Raw genomic sequence first — 25,147 nt, 5'->3', positions numbered from 1 at the left:
CCTCGAAAGCTGTCCGAACTATTACTTTGCAGGTCTTCTGACTTACTCCAACTTGTACAGCCTTCCCATTTTGAATAACAGTGGCTATGTTGCACAAGCTTTACAGAGCTTACAGCAGCGGGTCTGTTCAGGATTTTCACCTGATTCCCTTTTAATTCGTTAACAAACGAAACAAAGTGCTGCAAAGGTAAGGATAAATTATATTGAAAGACAAAATATAAATGTTAATTCCGCTAGCATGCTTCATGCGAAAGATATTATCCTGTGTTTTATGACTCTATGCATTAAAGTTCTCCAACCTTAAGCAGCCATGATTTAAATTAATATTTGTAAATCGACATCTAATGTTGTGTTTATCTTAAAAGAAAAACGCTTACCTTTGTTTCATATTCATATATAAATGAAATGAGGAATACAACCAGAGATAAAGTATTGCAGGAAATAAAAGTTGATCAACCGGCTCAATTGCTAGATTTCCTTGTCCAAAAAGAAGTGCGTAAAAGTCGCAACGCAGTTAAATCGCTTCTTGCACATAAACAAATCAAAGTAAACGGAAAGCTTATCACCCAATTCGATTTCGAACTGAAGGCAAAAGATAAGGTCTCTGTTATGAAATACGATCAGTCTCGAAAAGAAAAAAGATTGAAGGGATTAAAGATTGTATTTGAAGACGACGACTTAATTGTCATCGAAAAAGAAGCAGGATTTTTATCTGTAGCTACAGATAAGGAAAAGTCACGCACTGTATATAATTCTCTGAATGAATACGTAAAGAAAAAAGATAAAAAAGCACGTGTTTATGTTCTGCATCGCCTCGACAGAGAAGTTTCGGGACTAATGATCTTTGCGAAAGATATGGAGCTACAGGATATTTTCCAGAAAAACTGGGACAACCTTGTACCTAAGTATTCATACATGGCAATTGTAGAAGGACGCCCGAACCCTAAAAATGGAACTGTAACATCGTGGCTTACCGAGAACAAGAACTTTGTAATGATGTCATCCCTTATCGACAACGGAGGACTGAAATCTGTTACTCATTACAAGACACAAAAATCGAAAGGCGGCTATTCACTATTGGATTTTGACCTCGAAACACGACGCAAGAATCAAGTAAGAGTACACATGCAAGAGATCGGGCACCCGATTGTTGGCGATAAGAAATATGGTGCTTCAAATAATCCGATCAAAAGAATTGCCCTTCATGCCGGGGGACTAATTTTGAAACATCCAAGAACAGGGGAATTGCTTGAATTTAAAGCCGGCATCCCTAAAGCAATGCAAATACTAATATCCGAAACACAAAAAGAAAGAAAGAAAGGATAAGCCCGAAAAAGAGGAATCAATTTAATACATTTTAGGTATGAATGAAGATATTAAGCAGATAGGTCAGCGTCTGAAAGGTCTCCGTGAGGCTTTGGATATGACGACCGAAGAGTTCGCTTCATCATGTGGTATCGATCCTGTGGTATACCTCGAATATGAAGAAGGGAAGAAAGATTTGACTATCAGTACACTGAAAAACATTGCATCGAAACATAATATAGATGTTTCTGTACTGATGTTTGCCGACGAACCTCGCATGAGCAGCTATTTTTTGACGCGCAAGGGAAAAGGTTTAGCGGTGAAGCGTGTTTCAGATTACAGCTATCAGACGCTGGCCGGTGGATTTAACAATCGAAAGGCGGATGTGTTTGAAGTTACAGTAGAACCCAAGCAAGATAGTGTAAGGATACATCATAGCACACATACCGGGCAAGAGTTTAACCTTATCCTTGAAGGACGGATGCTTTTACAAATAAATGGGAAAGATTTGATATTGGAAGAAGGTGATAGCATCTACTTCGATTCAAGCCTGCCGCATGGAATGAAAGCTCTGGACGGAAAACGAGTGAAGTTTATTGCTGTTGTGCTGTAAGCTGGTATTTTCATTTACTAAAAGATTAATCACCATTATATAATGTTGGAAAAATTTGTAAAACAAATTCATTTTACTTCAACTGAAGATTTTGCAAAGCATTATCACGTTGAGATTCCTGATAATTTTAATTTTGGATATGATGTAGTTGATGAATGGGCACGAATAAACCCTACCAAAAGAGCTATTTGTTGGGGAAATGACCAGGGAGAACACATCGATTTCACATTTGCAGACATCAAAGAACAGAGCGACCGTACAGCTGCTTATTTCCAGTCGTTAGGCATAGGACATGGAGATATGGTAATGCTTATCATGAAACGACGCTACGAATTCTGGTTTGCTGTTATAGCTCTGCACAAGATAGGTGCTGTTGCGATTCCGGCGACTCATCTATTAACAAAAAAAGACATTGTTTATCGCAATAACGCGGCAAGTATAAAAGCAATTCTGAGTGTAAATGACGAAACAGTGATAAGTCACATAAATGAAGCAATGGCGGAGTCGCCAACAGTGAAGTGCCTTATTGCATGCGGGGAAAATATACCTTCGGGATGGAACGATTTCCATAAAGGAATAAAAGAAGCGAAACCTTTTGTGCGTCCCGATCATGTAAATACCAATGATGATATTTCTCTGCTGTATTTTACTTCAGGTACAACAGGAGAACCGAAAATGGTAATTCATAATTTTGCTTACCCTTTAGGGCATATTGTAACAGCTAAATATTGGCACAACCTGCACGAAAACAGTCTGCATCTTACAGTTGCCGATACGGGATGGGCAAAAGCCGTGTGGGGAAAACTATACGGACAGTGGATAGCTGGTGCGGCTGTAATGGTATTTGACCATGAAAAGTTTACACCTCAATTGGTATTACACCTTATAGAGAAACATAAAATCACTTCTTTTTGCGCACCTCCGACAGTATTTCGCTTTATGATTCGCGAAGATCTGTCTCACTACGACTTATCTTCGTTGGAGTACGCCACTACAGCAGGCGAAGCTCTCAATCCATCTGTTTTCGAGGCATTCTATAAAGGTACAGGAATAAAGATGATGGAGGCTTTCGGGCAAACTGAAACCACGCCGACTATTGTTACTTTCCCATGGATGGAACCAAAACCCGGAGCAATGGGTGTACCCAATCCGGCGTATGATATGGACTTGATAGCAGCAGACGGTCGCTCGGTAGAAGATGGCGAAGTAGGTGAAGTTGTTATTAAGACCGACAAGTGGAAACCGCTAGGTCTATTTATGGGTTATTATCGTGACGAAGCGCTAACAAAACAGGTATACCATGATAATGTATACCATACCGGAGACATGGCTTGGCGCGACGAAGATGGCTATTATTGGTTTGTAGGACGTATAGACGATGTTATCAAAAGTTCGGGATACCGTATCGGACCTTTTGAAGTAGAAAGCGCTTTGATGACACATCCGGCTGTTGTAGAGTGTGCTATTACCGGAGTACCGGACGAAATACGCGGACAGGTAGTAAAAGCCACTATTGTATTAGCTATGGACTATAAAAACAAGGCCAATGATCACCTGAAGCGTGAGATACAAGACCACGTAAAAAAGGTTACAGCTCCGTACAAATACCCTCGCATCATCGAGTTTGTTGAAGAACTACCTAAAACAATTAGTGGAAAGATCAAACGAGCGGAAATAAGAAAACAGGAAGAAAATTAATAATACATCGATGCAAGAACATGTTTATCGGCATAGAGTATAAAACTATTATCTACCGATTTGCATATTTGCTTAATCTCTAATTTCTTTATATTTATTATGATTTGTAAAGAATAAAAGATTATATTTGCACGCCTAAAAGTGTGCATATATCTCCATTAGGCCTCATTTTATTTAAAAGAGGTGTCTGGGATATATGTGTATTTTATTAATTTTGAAGAAAATAGAAATAATATAATTAAATAACAAAAAGTAAAATCCAAAATGCAAAACAAAGGCTTTGTAATTACTTTTGCAATACTCCTAACATTAGTTTGTTTGTTTTACTTGTCTTTTACGTTTGTAACAAGAAGTTACGATAAGAAAGCGGAAGAATACGCAGCTGCATACGCTACGGAGCATGCAAAAGGCGATCAACTACTCTATGATGAGTTGTATAATAAGCAATATACTTTCTACATAGACTCAATGTCTACAGAGAAAGTTTGGCCTAAAGGTATCCTTGGCATTGGAGATAGCATTGGCTATACTCTGAAAGAATGCCGTGAGAAAGAAATTGGCCTCGGACTAGACCTTAAAGGTGGTATGAGTGTTATTGTGGAAGTAGATGCTGCCGCAGTACTTCGTTCACTTGGAGATCCCGACAATGAGGCGTTTCAAACAGCTTTAGGACAGGCTTCGGACGAAAACAGAAAAGGAAGTAACCGAGACTATATCTCTATTTTTGTTGATAAATTCAAAGCTAGTAACGGTAATAACAAATTAGCATCAATATTCAGTACAAAACTGAGAGATCAGGTATCTCCTACCGATGATGATAATAAAGTAGTAGCTGTTTTAAGAACAGAATTGCAAAGCGTTGCTGACAACTCATTCAATGTGTTGCGTACACGTATCGACCGTTTTGGGGTAGTTGCTCCTAACATTCAGAAACTAGACCGTGCAGAACGTATACTAATCGAATTGCCGGGAGTGAAAGAACCTGAACGTGTGAAGAAACTATTGCAAGGTAGCGCAAATCTTGAGTTCTGGAAAACATACAACCTACAGGAAATCCAAAACTATATTGAGTTGATGGATCAGCGTTCGAAAGAAGTGTTAGCTGCAAATGGTACTACTGCACCTGTAGCTACAGATTCTTTAGCTGCTGCAACCACAGACTCTGTAAAAGTAGAAAGCACCGATAATCTAGGATTTACAAAACCTCTTCGTTCATACTTTACAACCTTTGCAGGTGGAGCTATCGTAGGTTTTGTAAATAAAACAGATACAGCTGCCGTAAATAGAATTTTACACAGATATCAAGATTTATACCCTGGCGACCTAACATTTGCTTGGGGCTTCAAAGCTGAAGATCTAAAAGAAACACAATTTGCACTATATTCACTTCGTGGTGATGGTATCAAAAAAGGTCCGGCTCTTGATGGAGATGTTGTAATCTCGGCTAAAGCTGACCAGTCTCAACACGGTTCTGCATGGGAAGTAGATATGCAGATGAATACTACAGGAGCGCAACGTTGGGCTACTATCACAGGAGCTGAACAAGGAAGAAGCATCGCTATCGTTCTTGACGGGTCTGTATATTCAGCACCAAACGTTCAAAACAAAATTGAAGGTGGTCGTTCTCAGATCACAGGTCGTTTTACTGTAGATGATGCAAAAGACTTAGAGAACGTTCTTAAGTCTGGTAAGATGAAAGCAGGTGTACATATCGTACAAGAAGATATTGTAGGGCCATCTCTCGGACAGGAAGCTATTACTGCCGGTATATTCTCATTCTTATTAGCCTTGGTATTATTGATGATCTATATCTGCGTTATTTACGGATTGATACCGGGATTAATCGCAAACTCGGCGCTAATTGTCAACTTGTTCTTCACCATAGGTATTCTAGCTGCTTTTGGAGCGGTGATGACACTACCGGGTATAACAGGGCTTGTATTGGCACTTGCGCTTGCTGTGGATGCTAACGTATTGATTTATGAGCGTACAAGGGAAGAATTAAGAGCGGGTAAAAACGTGAAAGTCGCCGTAGTAGACGGTTACAGACATGCATTTTCTGCTATCTTCGACGGTCACGCATCTCAGGTAATTACGGCTATCATTCTAGCATACTTCGGAACAGGTCCGATACAAGGATTTGCTACAACGTTGATAATTGGTATCATTGCTTCGTTCCTTACTTCTGTATTCCTTACACGTATATTCTATGAATATATGTTCGAAAAAGGTAAATTCAGAAATCTTACATTCTCTACATCTCTTTCTAAGAAACTGTTCTTGAATACAAATATCAATTTCTTAGGAATGACCAAAAAGGTTGTTATCTTCTCTGCCATCATTTTGGTGTCAGGATTGGCTTCATTATTTATCAATGGATTGAACGGAGGTATTGACTTTACAGGTGGACGAAACTATTTGATTCGTTTCGACAAGAATGTAAATGCTGATGATATAGAAAAACTATTAGTTCCCGAATTCCAAGGTTCTACAGTTCTTGTACTAACCAGTGGATCGGCAAGCCAATCTTCTACAACAAGTCAGGTGCGTGTTACAACAAACTACAAAGTAGAAGAAGCTACAGATGCTGTAGAAACAGAGATCAGAGCTAAAATGACCAGCGCATTGAAAGAATATCTGGCACCAAATACAACAATCGACAGCTATATACAAAGTTCTCAACGTGTAGGGCCAAGTGTTGCCGACGACTTGAAGACCGCTGCCACAATCGCAGTTGTAATTGCCGTAATATGTATGGCTGTCTATATCCTTATCCGTTTCCGCAACATAGCGTTCTCGGCAGGTACATTCTTCGCAGTAGCACACGATGCTGTATTGGTTATTTTCTTATACTCTTTACTATATAAGATAATGCCATTCTCGATGGAAATCGACCAGTCGTTTATTGCTGCGGTATTGACGGTAGTAGGTTACTCTATAAATGACAAGGTTGTAATCTTCGACCGTATCCGCGAAATCAGAAACATGTATCCAAAACGCAATATAACCGAAACTATTAATGAGGCATTGAACTCAACATTAGGACGTACGATGAATACATCATTGAGTTCTATGTTGGTTGTATTCTGTATCTTCTTATTAGGTGGTGATACTATCAGAAGCTTCACATTTGCGATCTTCATCGGTATTATTATCGGTACATATTCTTCCGTATTTGTTGCTACTCCAATAGCATGGGCTATCTTCAAGAAAGAAGAAAAGAATAAGGATAATGCAATTGAAGCGAAATAAAACTAAATAAATTGTCTTTTCGATATAGAGGCTGATTAAACAATGTAATCAGCCTCTATTTTTTTGTAGAAACTTAAAGAATATATCTTTAGGTCTTCAATGAGATTATCGACAAAAAAATCCTTTCATAGTGAATATGAAAGGATTTTTCTTATATACCTAATATGTAATGTGAATATGTATTTTGCTCGTATTAGAAAGGAACAAAGTCATTCCCTCCACCTTGCATAGGATGTGGTGGCTGATCTGCCACAGGGTGATTGTTGATCTTAGATGAGAACTGCTGACCTGCTCCAAAATTATAATCGTCATCAATATTCTGAAAACGGGCAAACTCACTCTTGAACCGTAGCAACACATCGCCTGTAGCACCATTACGATGCTTTGCAATAATAATTTCGGCAAGCCCTATCAAGGAGTTACCTTTTTCATCTTCTAATATTTTATAATACTCAGGACGGTGGATAAAACATACCATATCGGCATCCTGCTCGATAGCTCCCGATTCTCGGAGATCAGACAATTGCGGACGCTTACCCTCTGCCCCTGTACGCCCCTCAACCCCACGATTAAGCTGCGAAAGGGCAATAATTGGGATGTTCAATTCTTTTGCTAATCCTTTCAATGAACGGGATATCATACTCACCTCCTGTTCACGGCTACCATAATTCATACCGCTGGCATTCATTAGCTGGAGGTAGTCAATTATGATAATCCTAACGCCATGCTCACGGACCAGACGGCGTGCTTTTGTTCTCAGTTCGAAAACTGACAAACTCGGGGTATCATCTATAAATAACGGTGCGTCGTAAAGCTCTTTTATTTTGAAATCGAGCTGTTCCCACTCGTAAGGTAGTAACTGCCCATTCTTTATCTTTTCGCCCGGTATTTCGCATGTGTTTACGATCAAACGGTTTACGAGCTGTACGTTCGACATCTCGAGAGAGAATAATGCTACCGGATATTTATAAGACACAGCCATATTTTTGGCCATTGACAGCACGAATGCGGTTTTACCCATCGCCGGACGAGCAGCTATAATAACCAAGTCGGAGTTTTGCCAACCCGAAGTTATTTTGTCTAATGGAGTAAACCCTGTTTCCAGACCGCTTAACCCTTCAGGACGGTTTGCCGCTATTTCAAGTAAATGTAAGGCTTCTTTGATGACCGGATTGATCTGTGTCACATCCTTCTTCACATTGCCCTGTGATATCTCGAACAGTTTGCTCTCAGCTTCCTGCATGAGATCGTCAACATCGACTGTTTCATCAAATGCTTTGCTTGTTACATTTGAGGAAAAAGAGATAAGTTCGCGCGCAAGATATTTTTGAGCTATAATACGAGCATGGAATTCAATATGGGCAGCAGATGCCACTTTTTCAGTCAACTGTGCTATATATACAGGCCCTCCCACTGTCTCCAATTCTCCGTCTTTGCGTAATTGTTCGACAACAGTAAGCATATCAATAGGAGCCTGACGTACAGCCAGATCTACTATTGCTCTGTATATAATCTGATGAATGGAATCGTAAAAACTTTCTGGTTTAAGAATATCACTAACAACCGAATAAGCATCTTTCTCTAGCATTAGGGCTCCGAGTATGGCCTCTTCCAACTCTCTGGCCTGTGGTTGTATTTTTCCTATATCCGGAACTAAAGTTGTTTCCTTTGGTTTGCGTTTTCCCTGATTCCTAAAATTTGACTCTGCCATTTATCTGAACTCCCCTTTCCATAAATTTTATTCAAAGATAAAATAAATAATATTGAATGGAGACTTAAGTTTTGAACAAGGAGCTGTTAATAACTTTTTTTTACGGGTTATATTTTGCACCTTTCAAAATTGTTTGCGCATCCATAGATAATATATCTTCCAGTAAGAATCCCTTCTTATTGGCATACTGATTTACGATCTGCCAGCCTATCCATGCACCTACACGCCCCGGAGATTGAGGTGATACTACTGTTGTAGAAGCAGCATCATTGGTGAGACGGGTGATAAGCATGTGATCAGTAGAATAAAGATAGTTTTCTTTTACTATTTTTTGCCAAATATCTTTTTCGTTATTCTTGCACCAAGCTGATTGTTGGGATGTATATCCTATCAGATTATCGGTATCCTCGCTTGGAAGCAGAATGGATAGTGCATACAAAATTTTACCTTCATCTATCATCGCAGACAGAAGGGTTTCGTGATCGGCAGGTTTTATAATATCACTTATCAGCCAAGCTTTGATATAATCCTTTACAATATCCTCCGGTTGCATTTGAAGGCGTTCGTATGGTTGAAAGAAACTTTGATAAGCCGGATAGTCACTACCCAAATACTTGTCAATCGAGAGAGAGATAAGATTGTTTACGATAATTACATTTGCCCTGAAACCTGAGACATGCATCGCTAACCGAGGTAGTTTTTTACCGGGAAAATTTTCTTCTACCAAAGCGTTTACCGCAGTCAACTTATCTTCGTATACAGATACGTCTGCATATTTAGTAGATACATCCTGATATATTTTGAGTAGGTCTTCATTCGCAAAGTAATCTCTAAGTTGAGGAAAAAACGTCGCTTGATCGCTAGTCTTCATGGCGATTTGCCCAAAAGCAGGAAGCAACAAGGGATATTTTTCGGTCAGAGATTTTTCTGTTGCGGCATCAGGATGTTGTATATAGTTGTATATATCTTTATCGAAGCGTATAATGGTTATTCTCTCTTGCGCCGAATGACTGTTGTCGCTCTTCACCGTGCCCGAACAGCCGATGAAAGATATTATAATAAAACCTAATAAGTAAGTTATATTTTTCATTTATTCCCTTTTAAGATTTCTTCTTTGCGAAGATAATTTATATTTTTTAATTTTGTTCCGCTTTATAAACAAACATATATGTATAATGTTATAACTAAGAATGTAACAATATATTATATATTTTGGCGCAAGTAATAAGCATAGTCTATTATAGAAAAAAATAAATCCAACGAATGATAACTATATTAGGAATAGAATCTTCCTGTGACGATACTGCAGCAGCCGTTATACAAGACGGGGTGCTTTTGTCAAATGTAATATCCAGCCAGAAGGTTCATGAAAGTTACGGGGGTGTTGTTCCCGAATTGGCTTCACGAGCACACCAGCAAAACATTATACCGGTGGTAGATCAGGCTTTAAAAAAGGCCGGAGTCAATAAAGAAGATCTGTCCGCAATTGCATTTACCCGAGGTCCGGGACTTATGGGTTCGTTGCTTGTGGGTACATCTTTTGCTAAAGGGCTATCGTCGGCACTAAATATCCCGATGGTTGATGTTAACCACCTGCACGGACATGTGTTGGCTCACTTTATCAAAGAGAATAAAGATGATGACAACCAACCACAGTATCCGTTTTTGTGCCTACTGGTTTCGGGGGGAAATTCACAAATAATTCTTGTGAAGTCATACAAAGAAATGGAGATCGTAGGACAAACAATCGACGATGCCGCCGGCGAAGCTTTTGACAAGTGTGCGAAAGTGATGGGACTGGGTTATCCCGGAGGACCTGTTGTTGACAGATTGGCAAAAGAAGGTGATCCTACCAAATTTAAATTGAACAAACCGCATATACCGGGTTATAATTACAGCTTTAGCGGATTGAAAACTTCTTTCCTATACCTCTTGAGGGATGAACTGAAAAAAGACCCTGACTTTATTGATAAGAATAAAGAAGATCTTTGTGCGTCATTACAAAAGACAATTATAGATGTACTGATGGAACAACTCAGACGAGTAGCCAAAGATTACAATATAAATGAGGTTGCCGTAGCCGGAGGAGTATCTGCAAACTCGGGGCTTCGTGCAGCTTTCGAAGATCATGCAAAACGTTATGGCTGGAAAATACATATCCCTCCTTTTGGATATACAACAGATAATGCGGCAATGATAGCCATTACCGGTTATTTTAAGTTTTTAGACAAAGATTTTTGCTCTATGGATGCTGCTCCATACTCGAGGGTAGTTATGTGAAAAGAGACAGTAGAAAAAGAAAAGGATTGCCTCGGTAGGCAATCCTTTTTCTATTTATATATTTTTCTTATATGCTCTTCTTTTCTTATGATTCTCGGCATTAAATCCGTCCCAAAGAGAAGCAACCTTGTTGTTCATCTCCAACTCGGGATTTGATTCCGCAAATTTGAAGCCACACTTATGCGCTGATGGTATAAAATCGTTAAAGATGATAGCATTTACACCTTTTCCTTGATATTCGGGCGAGATACCAATCAGCAGAAGGTCTACGACAGGATTTTTCTTACTTTTGAGATCCCTCAAGAGATTTATCCAACCAAATGGGAGGAATCGTCCACGAGATTTAATAAGTCCGCGAGAAAGGCTGGGCATAGCTATACCAAATCCAACCACCTCATCGGTATCTTCTTTAATTATTATCGATACCAAATCCCAACGAAGCAATGGCACATACATTTTCACATAGTAATCTATCTGACGTTGTGTCAATGGAGCAAAGCCATATAAAGGCTTATAAGCAACATTCAACAGTTCAAATATTTTACTTACGTACGGTGTTATTTGCTTTAAACTTTTAAATTTAAGTACCTTCAGGCCATATCGCTGCATCACCATATTAGCGATACGCTGATGTCTTTCAGGAACAGAATCAGGAACAGGTATCCGATATTCATTCCAGTCGGCATCCTTCTCAAATCCGAGGCGTTCTATCTGATCTCTGTAATACGGATAACTATATGTTGTAGACATTGTTGACTCTCGGTCGTAACCTTCAATCAGCAAGCCTTCGTGATCTAAGTCGGTAAAGCCCATAGGCCCTACTATAACATTCATACCTTTGGCTTTCGCCCACTTCCCTGCCGCATCGAATAAAGCATCGACAACCTCGTTGTCGTCGATAAAATCAACAAATCCGAAGCGTGCATTTTTTTGATTCCAGATTTCATTCGCTGTGTGATTTATAATACCGGCAATACGGCCAACGATCTCGCCATCTCTATATGCCAAGAACAATTGTTTTTCACAAAAATCGAATGCGGGATTCTCTTTTTCATTCAACGTACCCAGTTCATCCAGAACAAGAGAAGGTACATAATATGGAGAATTTTTATAAAGAACATCGGTAGGAAATTTAATAAATGCTTTTTTCAAAGCTTTATCATCTTCTTTAACCTCCTTAATGATTATAGACATAGATTAAATAATATGGAGAATAAACTTATTTTCAGAACGCAAATATATGGATTTTTTATTTATTTAATATATCCCCTTAAACTCATAATTAAATGAAATAATATTTCTTTATTTCCAAATAAATTCATTTTCAGAGACAATATAATCCATCTTTATATCATTCGTATCAACAGGGATAGTATCCAGAAGCTGAAATTCGAAACATATACCCATTTTAGGAGCCGAAACGAGAGACAAGAAGCGATCGTAATACCCCCTACCTCTGCCCAGACGTCCCATCTTTCGATCGAAGGCTACACCGGGAACAATAATTAAATCCACCTTTTTATAATCGGTAAAATTATCACCCAATGGTTCCATTATACCATACGAAGATTGCTTCAATGTGGTATTCTGAACATATTTTCTGAAAACAATATCATCCTTAACCACAACTGGCAAGTAGAAATTCTTTTCAGCACTCCAACGGTTGATAAAATCGAGAGTCTGTACCTCATCCCCCATGCTATTATAAATAAATATAGTTTTTGCCTGCTGAAATGCTCCTGTTATTTCCAAAACCGATAATACTTCTTCCGAACGATTGTATAAGTCGTCAGCTGAATATTGTTTCTTTAACAAGGATATTTCTTTTCTCAGTTTTTCTTTTTGCTGTGCTATATTCATTCTTTATTTTCTTTGTTCCGTTGGAGATATTTTGTTTGTATAATTAATTCCTTCAACAAAAATACATTTCTTTTTCTAATTTCTACTTAAATAGAACGAATACAAGAAAAAAGGATAAAAGTAGAGTTCTACTTTTATCCTTCTGTTTTATATTATATCATAACCAATCCACATTATTTATATGCTCCTTTCTTTATGGCATCAGGCGTAGCCTTATTAGCCTTAAGCAATCTTACCGCTTCTTTTATCATCTGCTCATCTCTTTGGAACATTTCATAGAAATTGTCTTCGCTGAAGAAGTTGCGTATAATAAATGCTTCGAGCTGTGTTTGAAGAAGCTTACGCGATTCATCTATCAAATATGGCTGTTTACGGATTCCCTTTGTATAGGCATAGTCTGCAAAATTATCGACAATAGGCTGTGTAGATAAATATTTTGCAGCATCAGTCCATGTTTTAAAGCTCTTCAGTTTATCTCTGTTCTTTTCGGTGTACACATAGCTAAACTCTCTGAGCAATCCTTTATTCGCTACTCGCATGTAGTACGAATTGATACCTGTCGTATCGCGAGGAACAAAAACATCGGATAAAACGCCATCGTCACCATACACAGGTCTTCCCGAAAGAGTATGGAAAAGAGGTAGATTATCGAACTTGATACTATCTCTATTGTCAAATTCTCCTCGGCTATATCTGTTATACAGATCCATGCTATATGTCTGGCGGTCTCCCTTTTCGTATGCCTTCTGTACACATCTACCGGACGGTGTATGATATCGGGCAATTGTAAGTCGCATAGCAGAACCATCGTTGAACTTATATTGAGCCTGTACCAATCCTTTACCAAACGAACGGCGACCGACGATCAATCCCCTGTCGTTATCCTGTATAGCTCCGGCAAATATCTCACTGGCTGATGCACTTGTTTCATCGAGAAGAACCACAATCTGGCTTTGCTTGCATGTACCCGAATTATCAGCATAATAATTTTCACGAGGATAAGCTCTTCCTTCAGTATACAAAATAAGCTCTCCGTTGGCAAGGAATTCATTCACCATCATTATGGCAGCTTCCATGTATCCTCCTGTGTTTTGTTGGAGGTCTACAACAAAAGATTCACAACCCTGACTTTTCAATTTAGCTATTGCCGAAATAAATTCGTTATATGTTGTGCTGCCAAACTTACTTACCTTTATGTATCCTATCTTATTATCAAGCATGTACGATGCATCCACACTCTTCACCGGCACAAAGGCTCTGGTTACTACAAATGGAATCAACTCATCACGACCTTGTCTCTTCACCCCTATTTTGATCTGGGTCTTTTCAGGTCCTTTGAGTGTGCTGTACACTTTATTTTCATTTATTCCTTTGCCCACAAACAGAGAGTCATTCACAGTTACAACTCTGTCTCCGGCCTGTATACCGACAGCTTCAGAAGGTCCGCCCGGTATGGCTTTTACAATTGTCAGCGTATCGTTCAATATAATAAACTCAACACCAATACCACTAAAATGACCTTCCAATTCGTCATCTTTGCGGTTCATAATATCTGCACTAATATAATCTGAGTGCGGATCTAATCCGGCCAATACGGTTGGTATAGCATTTTCGATCAGCGCATCTACATTTACCGTATCCACATAAGACTTATTGATATAGTCGAGTACAACGTCGAGCTTATTGCCTTTTCGCCCTAAAAATCCGCTTCCCGAACCAAATATAGAATAAGCATTTCCTATAAAGATACCAACAGCAACACTTACAGCAATGCACAACGGAAGCCAGATATAAATACCCCTTCCTCCTTTTTTAGTTTTACTACTATTATTGTTCTCTGCCATTTTGCTGTTTGTCCCTTCCCAATTGTTGTTCAAGTTCTTATCGCTTTCCATTTAATCTTCCGATCCCTCTGTGTTAGTTTCTATATCTATAAATACGACCTCTACTCCCGCACGTTCGAGAAGAGAAGCTCCATCTGTACGCCGATATTTCTGATTATACACAACCCGCGTTATGCCCGCCTGAATTATAAGTTTTGCACATTCTATGCAAGGCGATGTAGTCACATACATCGTAGCCCCAAGACTACTGTTATGCGAACAGGCTACTTTCGTGATTGCATTAGCTTCGGCATGCAGAACATATGCTTTGGTTTCGTTGTTTTCATCTTCGCAAATATTCTCAAATCCTGAAGGAGTACCATTATACCCATCGGATATAATCATTTTGTCTTTTACAATAAGGGCACCTACTTTTCTGCGCTTACAGTACGAATTTTCGGCCCAAATAGCCGCCATTCTCATGTATCGCTCGTCGAGCAACCTTTGTTTGTCATCGCTCATGAAATTACGTTCTAAAAATTCGAACACAAAGATAATGAAAAGTTCACGATTTAAAGTATTTAGTTAATTTTTATATAATCCACAAATTACCTTTTTGGGCATTGTAGAGGCATATTAAATTTTATTTATAAATGATAGATAAAAGAAGGTCGACAACATTGCTTTTTCTTATCAGAATTATCTCTTATAGAGGTCTTTGAAATAATTGAAATAGATTGTGAGCTAAAACATCGCTATTATAAAAAATCATTAAATTAATTCTACCCGAATATCCATCCAAGTGTAAAGGTAGATATAAAGTGACAGTGAAATAAGGTTCGAAAGGTGTTACTTTTGTCACCTTTCGCAAACAGAAAAGCTATCAAGACGTAATATATCAATTGGTTACAGCAAATAATCGGCAAAGCAGAATATTGTAAACATTGTTACCTTTTTATAGATAGTGATTTGAATTTGGAAATTCGTAACCGAAAGGTATTGAGTTATAAAAGTCAGTATTTTAGGTGAAACAAAAATATTGCTTTAAATTTGCAGCAAAAAATAGGATATACATTATAAGTTTTTAAGATTTGTTATGAACGACCATCAATTTAAAGCACATCCATGGCATGGAATAAATGCCGGAAGCAATGCACCTCAGGTAGTAACATGCTTTATAGAAATAGTACCTACCGATACAGTTAAATATGAGGTGGACAAAGAAACCGGTTACCTTAGCATCGATAGACCACAGAAGTACTCAAATATCATTCCTGCCCTCTATGGATTTATCCCTCAAACATATAGTGCCGACCTTGTAGCAGAACTTACAAACAATGAATTGGGAAGAACTGATATAGAAGGAGATAACGACCCTGTAGATATTTGTGTTCTGACTGAAAAGGATATCACCCACGGCGATATAATAGTGAAAGCCAGACCTATAGGAGGTTTCAGATTACTAGATCATAACAAAGCCGATGATAAGCTTATTGCTGTACTCGAAAATGATGCTATCTATGGTGCGTACAAAGATATATCGGACGTACCGCCAATGGTAATAGACCGTCTGAAACACTACTTTACCACCTATAAAGATTTACCCGGAGACAAGTCTCCTCGGTGTATTCTTACAGGCACATACGATGTCAAAACAGCACACGAGGTTATACGCCGCTCGATAAAAGACTACGATAACAAATACAGAAGTGACAAATAAGAGGAAGAAATATCTGGCTTATTTTTCGCTGGCAGCCTTAATGGTTGCCAGTATCTGTCTTATATATGGTTATCTGGAAGCACGGAATATAAAACTGAAAGAACTGACATTCCGAAGCAAAGATATCCCCAATGCTTTTGTAGGAAAGAAGATAATCTTCGTATCGGATATTCACTCCGGGAAATACTTTACAAGCAAAGATGTAGCACGTCTGGTAGAGAGAATCAATGAACGAAACCCCGACATAGTGATTATCGGAGGGGATAACACACTAAAGAGCACAACATACTCGCATCCTTTCTTTGACGAAATAAGAAAGCTAAAAAGTAAATACGGAGTATACACGGTATTGGGCAACCATGATCACTGGGAAGATGCCAAGCTAATACAGCAAGGCTTTAGCAATTGTGGCTTTCATATCTGCGACAATGACTCATACTGGATAAAAGAAGGCAATGACAGTATAAAAATCGGAGGTGTAGGAGATCTTTGGGAAGATGTGCAGATTATAGACAATACGATTAGTGATGTGAAGCAAAACAACTTCTGCATATTGCTGTCTCATAACCCCGACTACATGGAATTGCTAGACACAGACCTTGTAGACCTTATGCTATCGGGTCACACACATGGGGGACAAATAACACTTTTTGGATTGTATGCTCCCATTATGCCGGCCACCAATCATCCCGAATATATGCAAACGGGACAAAAATACAGGTATGGTTGGAAAGAAAAGGGTAAAACAAAATTATATGTTACTTCGGGCGTTGGTATGGGCGGATTTCCATTCCGTTTTTTTGCACAACCCGAAATTGTAGAAATAACGCTAGAGCAGAAATAAGACAAGAGTAAAAAACTGTCTATTTCTTACTTCCTTTGAAGTTATCGATCACACTTAAAAGCCTGTTCAAAGAGCCCACATCGTAACGTACCTGATGCCTGAGACGATTAAAGTCTAGTTTATTTACAACTCTCACCGTAGCATTATATTTCTTTGTATACGACTTACCTACAAGCCTGTAGATATTATCCAGATCCTTAGCCGGATGGACTCTCGATTCTGAGTTTATGACATAAGGATCAAACCCAAGCCTATCTTTTATAAATCGTCCTGTCAGCCGTTTGTCTATTCTCTTGAAGTGGTTCGTTTCTGCCATAAACCACGCTTCTATTTCGTGTATTGCAATTACAATATCAAAATATGGAGCATCTGCTCTCAGCTTATTCGGTAAGAAGCGTAAACCTTTTTCCAACTTCTCCAAATCATCTATGGGTATAGGATAAAGATCACGGACACCGATGATCATTTCATACCCTCTTTGTCGAAGGTTAGAAATGTTATCTAATATCTCCGATTTTACCCTATTGTCTGATCCACAATCAAAAATAAGCACTTCGTACTTCGGATTTCGAGAAAATGACGAGTTCCGAACAATCTCTTGTTTGGGTATATTAGAACCTCCACGAAATTGTTTCTGAATAATGTTAATCTGTTTATAGCCAAAGACTTCCTTTATCAAGCGATTTATAAAAATCTGCTCAGTCTGTCCTTCAACGAAAAAAGCAATGCGTCTCATCAAACGTTGTTATCCTCATCCATAATGCCAAAACCTTTCTGGTAAAAGTCTGTGGCCAAAAAATCGAAGTTATTAAGTCCCGTATATTTAAAGTCTTCAAAAGTATCTTTCGAATTTGTATAATCGTAGAATATCGATTTACTATGATCCCGACCTATTACAGACCAATAGCGAAGCGGTATTTGGTTCATAATGTAGCGATCGTTGGTGGTCATAAAGAATTGCATATTGGATTTGTTCACCTTCTTAATAACAATGTCTGTTATTTTTTTAGAGCTTTCAAAATCAAGCCCCTCTCCAATATCATCAATCAACATACAAAATGAAATATTCTTCAATTTCGCATAATGCAGCAGTATCAATAAAGACAGAGCCCGATACATGCCCTGAGACATTTCACGTTGAGAAACAGTATATTTACAATCTTCTTCAACGCATAGTCCGTAAAGTCCATCAACCTCTTCTATATCGATTTTAGAAATATCATAGCCCAAATCCTGCATGCTCGACAGAATCTCTGATATGAAGGCTTCACCGAACAGCTCTCTGCCCTTGTAGAAAGCGTGAATCAAAGTCTCCGGGTCATCAATATCTTTATTGTTTTCCTCCCCGACGTAGTCCTTCACCAATTTCTTTTTCTCCAACTGGTTTGCAAACATATAATTTCGAAGAGACCTCCCCCACTCTACAAAACTTTCGTAATAGGATTTCCCTTCGTTGTTTTGCAAAGTAATGGCCAGTTGATTATCTGACACATCTGCTTCAACTCTATTATTTTCAAGATCGATGAATATCTTCTTTTCCCTATCCAATAAGACTTTGTCATCAAACATCAGAACCTCTGTGATGATAGTCCTGTTTTTGAAGGCAAGTATATACTTATATGTGTTTTCACCTTCAGTAAAAATGATTTCAAAGTTTTCGCTAGGACTAACAGTTTGTTTCAAACTAATCTGTCCCGAAAATAAATTTGCAATTTGTCTTATCAGATTTAATGTCCGGCTTTTTCCGGATGCATTTTTGCCCACCAAAAGATTTAGATTATCAAAGTAAGCATAATCATCATTACTGCCTACGATACTCCATTCGCGAGGTTCGCCCGCATAACGAATATATTTTAATGCACGAATTATCATTTGGGTCTATATTTTACAAAGAGTATAAAATTTACCTCCTCAAATATACACTTTTTTCTCTCTGTAAATAATCTTCGATGGAGAATTCAATTACAGATTCACCAGCTGATTCTTTATAGGCAAACATTTAAGAATGACTACTTCCGAACAAGTCGTCCGATATCGGACATTTACAAAAACGATAAACAACTGATTATATACAATTTACATTTTCGGCATACGACTTGATATAAATAGGTAGAATAATAAAACATTAGAAATGGACAGAGAGATACCATTAAGTGAGCAACGCAAAGAAAGACGTAAACAGATCATACGATATGGTGCTATTATAGTAGGTTTGGCAATAGTAGTTATTATCGTAGTAAATTTTCTGCAAGGTTCGATTTCTTCGAAAAATGTAATTATAGGAACTGTTGACAGAGGAACGATCGAAGTAACGGTAAATGCATCGGGCAAAGTGATTCCTCTGACCGAAGAAATTATTGTATCGCCTATCAATAGCCGGATACTGGAAGTATATAAAGAAGCGGGAGATTCGGTAAACAAAGATGAACCGATCTTAAAGCTCGAACTGGCCTCGATAGAAACAGACTACAAACAGAAACTGGACGAAAAAGAAATGAAGAAAAGCAAACTTATCCAGTCTCAAGTGAGTCTCGACAATACTATTTCGGATCTTCAAATGCAACTACAGGTAAAGGATATGAAGCTCAAACAACTACAAACTGAGCTTAAAAACGAAAGATATCTGGATAGCATCGGGGCAAGTACCTCAGACAAGGTACGCCAAGCAGCATTGAACTATGAAGTAGCAAAGCTTGAGCTCCAGCAACTAAAAGAACAAATAGTGAATGAAAAGAAAAATGCATCGGCCGAGGTCAAAGTCCAACAACTCGACCTGAGTATATTCGAAAAATCGCTGGCAGAAAGTGCCCGTCTCTTAAAGGATGCTCGTATATTATCGCCTCAGAGAGCAACGCTTACCTATGTAAATAATCAAATCGGTTCGCAAGTTTCTGCCGGAGCACAAATAGCTATTGTCTCAGACCTGAGTCACTTCAAGGTATTGGCAGAAATAGCAGACAGCTATGCCGAGAAACTCAGTTCGGGAGCTAAAGCCATAATAAAAATCGGACAATTGCAGCTGGAAGGAACGGTCGTAAATATAACCCCTTCGGTAAAGAATGGCGTAATTAATTTCACCGTCATGCTAAAAGACTCGGGTAATTCACGTCTCAGAAGTGGTCTGAAAACAGATGTATATGTTACTCATGGGATACAGGATGATGTATTACGAATTCCTAATTCGACGTATTATATAGGAGCCGGAGAATATGAACTGTGGGTAGTGAAAAACGGAGAAGCGGAAAAGAAAAAAATAAAACTAGGCGAAAGCAGCTTCGAATATGTAGAAGTGATAAGTGGTCTCGAGAAAGGCGAACAAGTAATTATATCGGATATGAATCAGTACAAGAACAAGCAAAAATTAAAAATAAATTAATTCTATAATAGGTAATATAACTTTAGGGAGATCTTTTATACTCTTCCTTCGATTAGGAAGAGTATAAAAGTAAATAAAAAATAATCATACATAAAATATCAGCACTATGTCAATAATCAATTTACAAGGGATTACAAAAATTTATAGGACGAAAGAAGTAGAAACAGTAGCATTGGAAAATGTAAATCTGGAAGTCGAAAAAGGGGATTTTCTGTCCGTTATGGGGCCATCAGGTTGTGGTAAAAGTACCATGCTAAATATCATGGGGCTACTCGATGTTGCAACCAATGGCAAAGTACTCATCAATGGTACAGAAACAAACAAGATGAAAGACAAAGAAATGGCAGAGTTTCGTAACAAAACACTTGGGTTTGTTTTTCAAAGTTTCCATCTTATAAATTCACTAAACGTACTCGATAATGTGGAACTTCCACTTCTTTATCGCAAGTCTGGAGACACCAGCCGCCGCGAATTGGCAAAGCATGTGTTGGAGAAAGTAGGTCTTTCGCATCGTATGAAACACTTTCCGTCTCAATTATCCGGAGGACAGTGCCAGCGTGTAGCCATAGCTCGTGCCATTATCGGCAATCCTCAAATCATTTTGGCCGATGAGCCTACCGGAAACCTTGACAGCAAGATGGGTACAGAAATTATGGATCTACTGTTTGAGTTGAATAACGAAGGTACAACAATAGTAATGGTGACGCACGATGAGCTGATAGCAAAAACGACTAAACGCATCGTTCGTTTCTTCGACGGAAGACGTGTAGAATAAGCCTCCGACTCTTTTTATTCTCAAAAAAATAGGCGGTATACGCCCTAAGCATTAAAGTTAGATGAATATAAGTTATTTGAAACAAGCTATAAGATCGATAAAGGACAATCCTTACACTGCGCTTATATCCATTATAGGTGTCGCATTGTCTATTTGTATGATCATATCCTTATTAGTTGCCATCCAAGCTAAGGTTATGGATCTGGAGCCTGAAACTAACCGATCAAGGTCGTTATATGTAAAATGGGTTGGAGTAAAGGAAAAGAACACAGGAAATTTCGTTGTCGATGGCTTTATGTCAATAAAAACAATCAGAGAATGTTTCTTGTCACTAAAAACACCTGAAGCGGTTACTATTTCTTCCTTTATTCATTCGCATCTGGCTACCCTACCGGGAGGAGGAAATCAGAAAAGATGTTATGTACTGTATACTGATGATACTTTCTGGAAAGTTTTTGACTTTAAGTTTATAGAAGGAAACGGATATAACAAACAGGAGTTAGAATCGGGTATCAAAAAAATAGTCATCAGTAAGCAATTAGCACGTACGATATTTGGAACAACAGAAAATATCATTGGCAAACAAATGCAATTGAGCTTTATAACATATACAGTATCAGGAGTAGTCGAAGATCTTTCGCCGATAACTGTTGCCACATATGCCCATGCTTGGATACCTTATACATCGATAAATAAAGAGCAAAACTTAGATGCTGAAGGAATAACAGGGATGTATAAGTGCCAGATTATAGCGCATTCTTCGAAAGATTTTGATGCCATACGTGCAGAAACAAATCAACAGGTGAGCCGCTATAATACAACATTAGCCAACTATAATGTAGAATTTTACGGCCAACCCGACACTCGATATGTAGAGGATCATCGGTTTGGACCGGGATATCCGGATATGCAAAGGTCATATTTATCGGATATCGGATTTATATTGATCCTTCTAATTGTACCCGCCATTAATTTATCTGGTCTTACACTGTTTCGCATGAGAAGAAGAATCGTCGAATTGGGAGTTCGAAAAGCATACGGTGCTACTAGAAAAACCCTCATCTGGCAAGTATTGAGCGAACAAATGGTATATTCTCTTATTGGCGGTGGTTTAGGTTTATTACTATCATTCATTACAGTTCATTTTATAAGCGACTATGGTTTTAATTATAATAATTACTTCGGTTTGGATATTGAGCCTCATTTTAACCCTTCTGTTTTTATAACTCCGGGTACGTTTCTTCTGACGTTTATCTTCTGTGTAATCATAAACCTTTTAAGTGCAGGAATACCCGCATGGAGAGTGTCATCTGCATCGATTGTTAAATCTTTAAGAGAAGACTAAAGCTATGTTGAAACAAATTTTCAAGATAATAATTAATCAGCGCAAAAGTAATTATTGGATAGTAGCCGAATTACTCTTTGTTTCGATATGTCTTTGGTATATAGTTGACTATATGGAGGTGCTGAGATCAGTTAGAAATATACCCTTCGGTTATAATATAGAAAACACTTATCGCATCGATTTAAATGAACGCCTTGAAGACAGTGAAAATTATATTTCTCCCGAAGAAAAAACAACGACTAGCGGAGAAGATCTATTAAGCATAATGGAGCTGATACGTCAGTATCCACCGATAGAATCAGTATCGCTGTCTATAGCGTCACAGCCTTATGCGGCTACACCTTATAGTCAGGCATATTATAAAAAACTGTCTTATAATAAAATCGGTGTATCAGCTCAGGAATATAAAGTTACCCCTTCTTTTTTTGATGTTTTTAAAACACAATCTATCACTCAAAAAGATTTAAAACAAGCGTTGAATAAGCATTCTGTGATAATATCTGCAAATGCTGCAACTGAGTTATTAAAGGGAGAAGAAGCTATCGGCAAGAATATCATTGTAGGAGAGAATGGCGAAGAAAAACAGATTACAGGGGAGTATGTACCTGTAAGATGGACTGAATACTTTAAAGCTAACCCCTCATTCTATACACTTCTGTCTGAGGAGGAAATCATAAATAATGTAAACTCTGACAACCTATCTCAAATGGAGCTGTGTATACGTGTGAAACCGGACATAAAAGATGATTTCATCGAAAAATTTATAAAAGATATGGCATCTAAGATTATGGTTGGTAATATTTATCTGATGGATGTACGCCCAAGCTCCTATATCAGAAAAGCCGCAGTAGGTCCTGAAGAGAGTACAATCTTCGTCAGAACTTTTCTTTTAGGATTTCTTCTTATCAATATTTTTTTAGGTATATCGGGTGTATTCGGTCTTCGTACACAGCAACGTCAAAACGAATTAGGACTGCGGATTGCTGTAGGCTCTCCCAAAATAAAAATACAAATGTTAGTGATTACAGAGGGATTCCTATTATTGTCAATAGTCATGATACCTACTATAATCATAGCGCTCAATTTCGGACTATTTGAACTAGTACATCTCGATTGGGTAGCATTCACTTTTTTACGCTTTATAATCGGCATATCGATCACCTATGCTATTATGGCTCTAATTATTCTTGTTGGTGTATGGTATCCGGCATACAGGGCTACAAAAATAAATCCGACAGAAGTATTGCGAAACGAATAAAAATCTTGAATAAAACAGAATAATATATGTATAAAATATATTTCAAACAGGCTTTGGGAATGCTGAAACAAAACAAGTTTATCAGTATAATCACTATTACAGGTACAGCATTGGCTATAATGATGGTTATGGTCATCATAGTGACCGACTCCATTAAGCATGTAGATATAGCACCTGAAGTAAACAGAAGCAAGACCTTCTATGTGAAACGCTATACGAAAAAGAGCAAAGATCAAACTAAAAACAGGATATGGCAAAGTACAATCAGCTACGAATTGTATAAAAATTACCTCTCGGAATTTAAAACGCCCGAATATACTACTGCTGTTGACAAAGCATGGAATGGCAACCAGTTTATGGTAAAAAAGGAGAATGCGAACGAACGTTTCTTATCGGAGATCAAAATGGTAGACGCTAGTTACTGGAAAGTACTATCCTTTACTTTTCTGGATGGAAAACCATTTACGGAAGAAGATTTCAAATCAGGCATACGCAACGCTGTTATTTCAGAAAATCTTGCAAAAAAAGTTTTTGGAAATAATGAAGCTTTGGGCAAAAATATAGAAATAGACTTTAAGCTATACAAAGTGATCGGTATTATAAAAGATGTGCCCCAGACCTTTACATACGGATACGGAGAAGCGTATATACCATATACCTCGAAGAATGGGTATAACAACAGGAGCTATCATATTTTATACCTATTGAAGGATAAAAAAGACGCAACGGCATTAACGGAGGAAATACAGAAAGCTCAACGAAAATTTGATAGTGGCGACCCCGAAAACAATATAACGTTTCATGGTCCTTACAATCAGAGACAGCTCTCGATGGAAGAAACCAGGGATATGAAACCGGATGAAAAAACAGCCAATAGAAAAATGATATTCATTTTTACCGTTTTGCTTCTCATTCCGGCAGTTAACTTATCCAGCTTTAGCATGTCTCAAATAAAAAGACGAATCGAAGAAATAGGAGTAAGAAAAGCTTTCGGAGCAAAAAAATATATAATACTGATTCAGATTTTGTTCGAAAATCTAATTACAACTTTCATAGGAGGTATTATAGGATTGATATTGTCATACTTCATTGTAATGTGGCTCAAAAGCTGGCTACTCGATGTGGGGGCAGAGAGTGCTATACCAATTCATGCTTTAATATCATACCCTGTATTAGTAGGTGTATTCTTAGCTTGCTTTGTGCTCAACCTTCTTTCGGCAGGGATACCGGCATACAGAGCGTCAAAAGCAGCCATAGTTGATTCTTTGAACAAAAAAAACATGTAAC

The 25,147-nt window shown here is 38.1% G+C and carries 20 protein-coding genes and 1 riboswitch; of the genes, 12 read left to right on the top strand and 8 right to left on the bottom strand.

The genetic code is table 11. The features are described from left to right. Positions 1–9: 9 nt before the first annotated feature. A riboswitch (cobalamin riboswitch) is annotated at positions 10–192 on the bottom strand. Positions 193–405: 213 nt separating this feature from the next. The 4 genes from BGO84_RS02415 (at position 406) to secDF (ending at position 6,868) form a co-directional block, all read left to right on the top strand. Next, complete coding sequence (locus BGO84_RS02415; protein WP_291027328.1) at positions 406–1,326, top strand: RluA family pseudouridine synthase; 921 nt, start codon at positions 406–408, stop codon at positions 1,324–1,326. A 37-nt stretch (positions 1,327–1,363) separates the two neighbouring features. Continuing rightward, complete coding sequence (locus BGO84_RS02410; RefSeq protein ID WP_291027326.1) at positions 1,364–1,918, top strand: cupin domain-containing protein; 555 nt, start codon at positions 1,364–1,366, stop codon at positions 1,916–1,918. Positions 1,919–1,960: 42 nt separating this feature from the next. Beyond that, positions 1,961–3,616 carry an AMP-binding protein gene (locus BGO84_RS02405; protein ID WP_252638123.1) on the top strand — a complete coding sequence of 552 codons (1,656 nt, stop codon included), beginning with the start codon at positions 1,961–1,963 and terminating at the stop codon, positions 3,614–3,616. 264 nt (positions 3,617–3,880) lie between these two features. Beyond that, complete coding sequence (gene secDF / locus BGO84_RS02400) at positions 3,881–6,868, top strand: protein translocase subunit SecDF (RefSeq protein ID WP_291027324.1); 2,988 nt, start codon at positions 3,881–3,883, stop codon at positions 6,866–6,868. 193 nt (positions 6,869–7,061) lie between these two features. Here secDF and dnaB read toward each other — a convergent pair whose 3' ends face one another. Next, positions 7,062–8,579, bottom strand: coding sequence for a replicative DNA helicase (gene dnaB, locus BGO84_RS02395; protein ID WP_291027322.1), 1,518 nt, complete (start codon positions 8,577–8,579; stop codon positions 7,062–7,064). A gap of 100 nt (positions 8,580–8,679) precedes the next feature. After that, positions 8,680–9,669: a hypothetical protein gene (locus tag BGO84_RS02390; protein ID WP_291027320.1), complete on the bottom strand. Its 990-nt coding sequence runs from the start codon at positions 9,667–9,669 to the stop codon at positions 8,680–8,682. A 173-nt stretch (positions 9,670–9,842) separates the two neighbouring features. Between BGO84_RS02390 and tsaD the strand changes: the two genes are divergently transcribed. After that, complete coding sequence (tsaD, locus tag BGO84_RS02385) at positions 9,843–10,859, top strand: tRNA (adenosine(37)-N6)-threonylcarbamoyltransferase complex transferase subunit TsaD (RefSeq protein ID WP_291027318.1); 1,017 nt, start codon at positions 9,843–9,845, stop codon at positions 10,857–10,859. A gap of 54 nt (positions 10,860–10,913) precedes the next feature. On the opposite strand, the gene BGO84_RS02380 is transcribed toward tsaD, so the two are convergent. From BGO84_RS02380 to BGO84_RS02365, 4 genes are all read right to left on the bottom strand, one after another. Further along, complete coding sequence (locus tag BGO84_RS02380; protein ID WP_135105194.1) at positions 10,914–12,053, bottom strand: hypothetical protein; 1,140 nt, start codon at positions 12,051–12,053, stop codon at positions 10,914–10,916. 108 nt (positions 12,054–12,161) lie between these two features. After that, positions 12,162–12,719, bottom strand: coding sequence for a 5-formyltetrahydrofolate cyclo-ligase (locus BGO84_RS02375; RefSeq protein ID WP_291027316.1), 558 nt, complete (start codon positions 12,717–12,719; stop codon positions 12,162–12,164). Positions 12,720–12,892: 173 nt separating this feature from the next. Continuing rightward, positions 12,893–14,614, bottom strand: a complete 1,722-nt coding sequence (locus tag BGO84_RS02370; protein WP_283687170.1) for a S41 family peptidase — start codon at positions 14,612–14,614, stop codon at positions 12,893–12,895. Beyond that, positions 14,615–15,064, bottom strand: a complete 450-nt coding sequence (locus tag BGO84_RS02365; RefSeq protein WP_006842865.1) for a dCMP deaminase family protein — start codon at positions 15,062–15,064, stop codon at positions 14,615–14,617. Between the two features lie 574 nt (positions 15,065–15,638). Between BGO84_RS02365 and BGO84_RS02360 the strand changes: the two genes are divergently transcribed. Next, positions 15,639–16,262 (top strand): inorganic pyrophosphatase, encoded by a 624-nt coding sequence (locus BGO84_RS02360; protein ID WP_135105191.1) that lies wholly within the window; start codon positions 15,639–15,641, stop codon positions 16,260–16,262. After that, complete coding sequence (locus BGO84_RS02355) at positions 16,252–17,106, top strand: metallophosphoesterase (RefSeq protein WP_260393679.1); 855 nt, start codon at positions 16,252–16,254, stop codon at positions 17,104–17,106. The genes BGO84_RS02360 and BGO84_RS02355 overlap by 11 nt, the downstream gene beginning before the upstream one ends. A gap of 19 nt (positions 17,107–17,125) precedes the next feature. Here the strand turns inward: BGO84_RS02355 and BGO84_RS02350 are convergent, their stop codons facing one another. Both BGO84_RS02350 and BGO84_RS02345 read right to left on the bottom strand, forming a co-directional pair. Continuing rightward, positions 17,126–17,842 carry a DUF4276 family protein gene (locus BGO84_RS02350; RefSeq protein ID WP_252638134.1) on the bottom strand — a complete coding sequence of 239 codons (717 nt, stop codon included), beginning with the start codon at positions 17,840–17,842 and terminating at the stop codon, positions 17,126–17,128. Then, positions 17,842–18,978 (bottom strand): AAA family ATPase, encoded by a 1,137-nt coding sequence (locus tag BGO84_RS02345; RefSeq protein ID WP_291027314.1) that lies wholly within the window; start codon positions 18,976–18,978, stop codon positions 17,842–17,844. Before BGO84_RS02345 ends, BGO84_RS02350 begins: the two co-directional genes overlap by 1 nt. Positions 18,979–19,237: 259 nt before the next feature. Here BGO84_RS02345 and BGO84_RS02340 point away from each other — a divergent pair, with 259 nt between their 5' ends. The 5 genes from BGO84_RS02340 to BGO84_RS02320 all read left to right on the top strand — a co-directional run bounded on the left by BGO84_RS02340 (position 19,238) and on the right by BGO84_RS02320 (position 25,146). Next, a complete protein-coding gene (locus tag BGO84_RS02340) occupies positions 19,238–20,482 on the top strand; it encodes an HlyD family efflux transporter periplasmic adaptor subunit (RefSeq protein ID WP_135105188.1) in 1,245 nt (414 codons plus the stop codon). A gap of 106 nt (positions 20,483–20,588) precedes the next feature. Beyond that, positions 20,589–21,257: an ABC transporter ATP-binding protein gene (locus BGO84_RS02335; protein WP_006842871.1), complete on the top strand. Its 669-nt coding sequence runs from the start codon at positions 20,589–20,591 to the stop codon at positions 21,255–21,257. Positions 21,258–21,318: 61 nt separating this feature from the next. Beyond that, the gene (locus BGO84_RS02330) at positions 21,319–22,602 is read left to right on the top strand and encodes an ABC transporter permease (RefSeq protein WP_291027312.1); all 1,284 of its coding nucleotides are present in this window, start codon (positions 21,319–21,321) and stop codon (positions 22,600–22,602) included. Between the two features lie 4 nt (positions 22,603–22,606). Next, positions 22,607–23,860 (top strand): ABC transporter permease, encoded by a 1,254-nt coding sequence (locus BGO84_RS02325; RefSeq protein WP_291027310.1) that lies wholly within the window; start codon positions 22,607–22,609, stop codon positions 23,858–23,860. A 26-nt stretch (positions 23,861–23,886) separates the two neighbouring features. Next, entirely contained in the window at positions 23,887–25,146 is a 1,260-nt protein-coding gene (locus tag BGO84_RS02320) for an ABC transporter permease (protein ID WP_291027308.1), read from the top strand. The last annotated feature ends 1 nt before the right edge of the window (position 25,147 follow it).

It is taken from the genome of Dysgonomonas sp. 37-18, from assembly GCF_001899125.1.
Classification (GTDB): Bacteria; Bacteroidota; Bacteroidia; order Bacteroidales; family Dysgonomonadaceae; genus Dysgonomonas.
The sequence above is the reverse complement of the archived record's forward strand: the minus strand, read 5'-3'. Positions and strand labels throughout refer to the sequence as shown.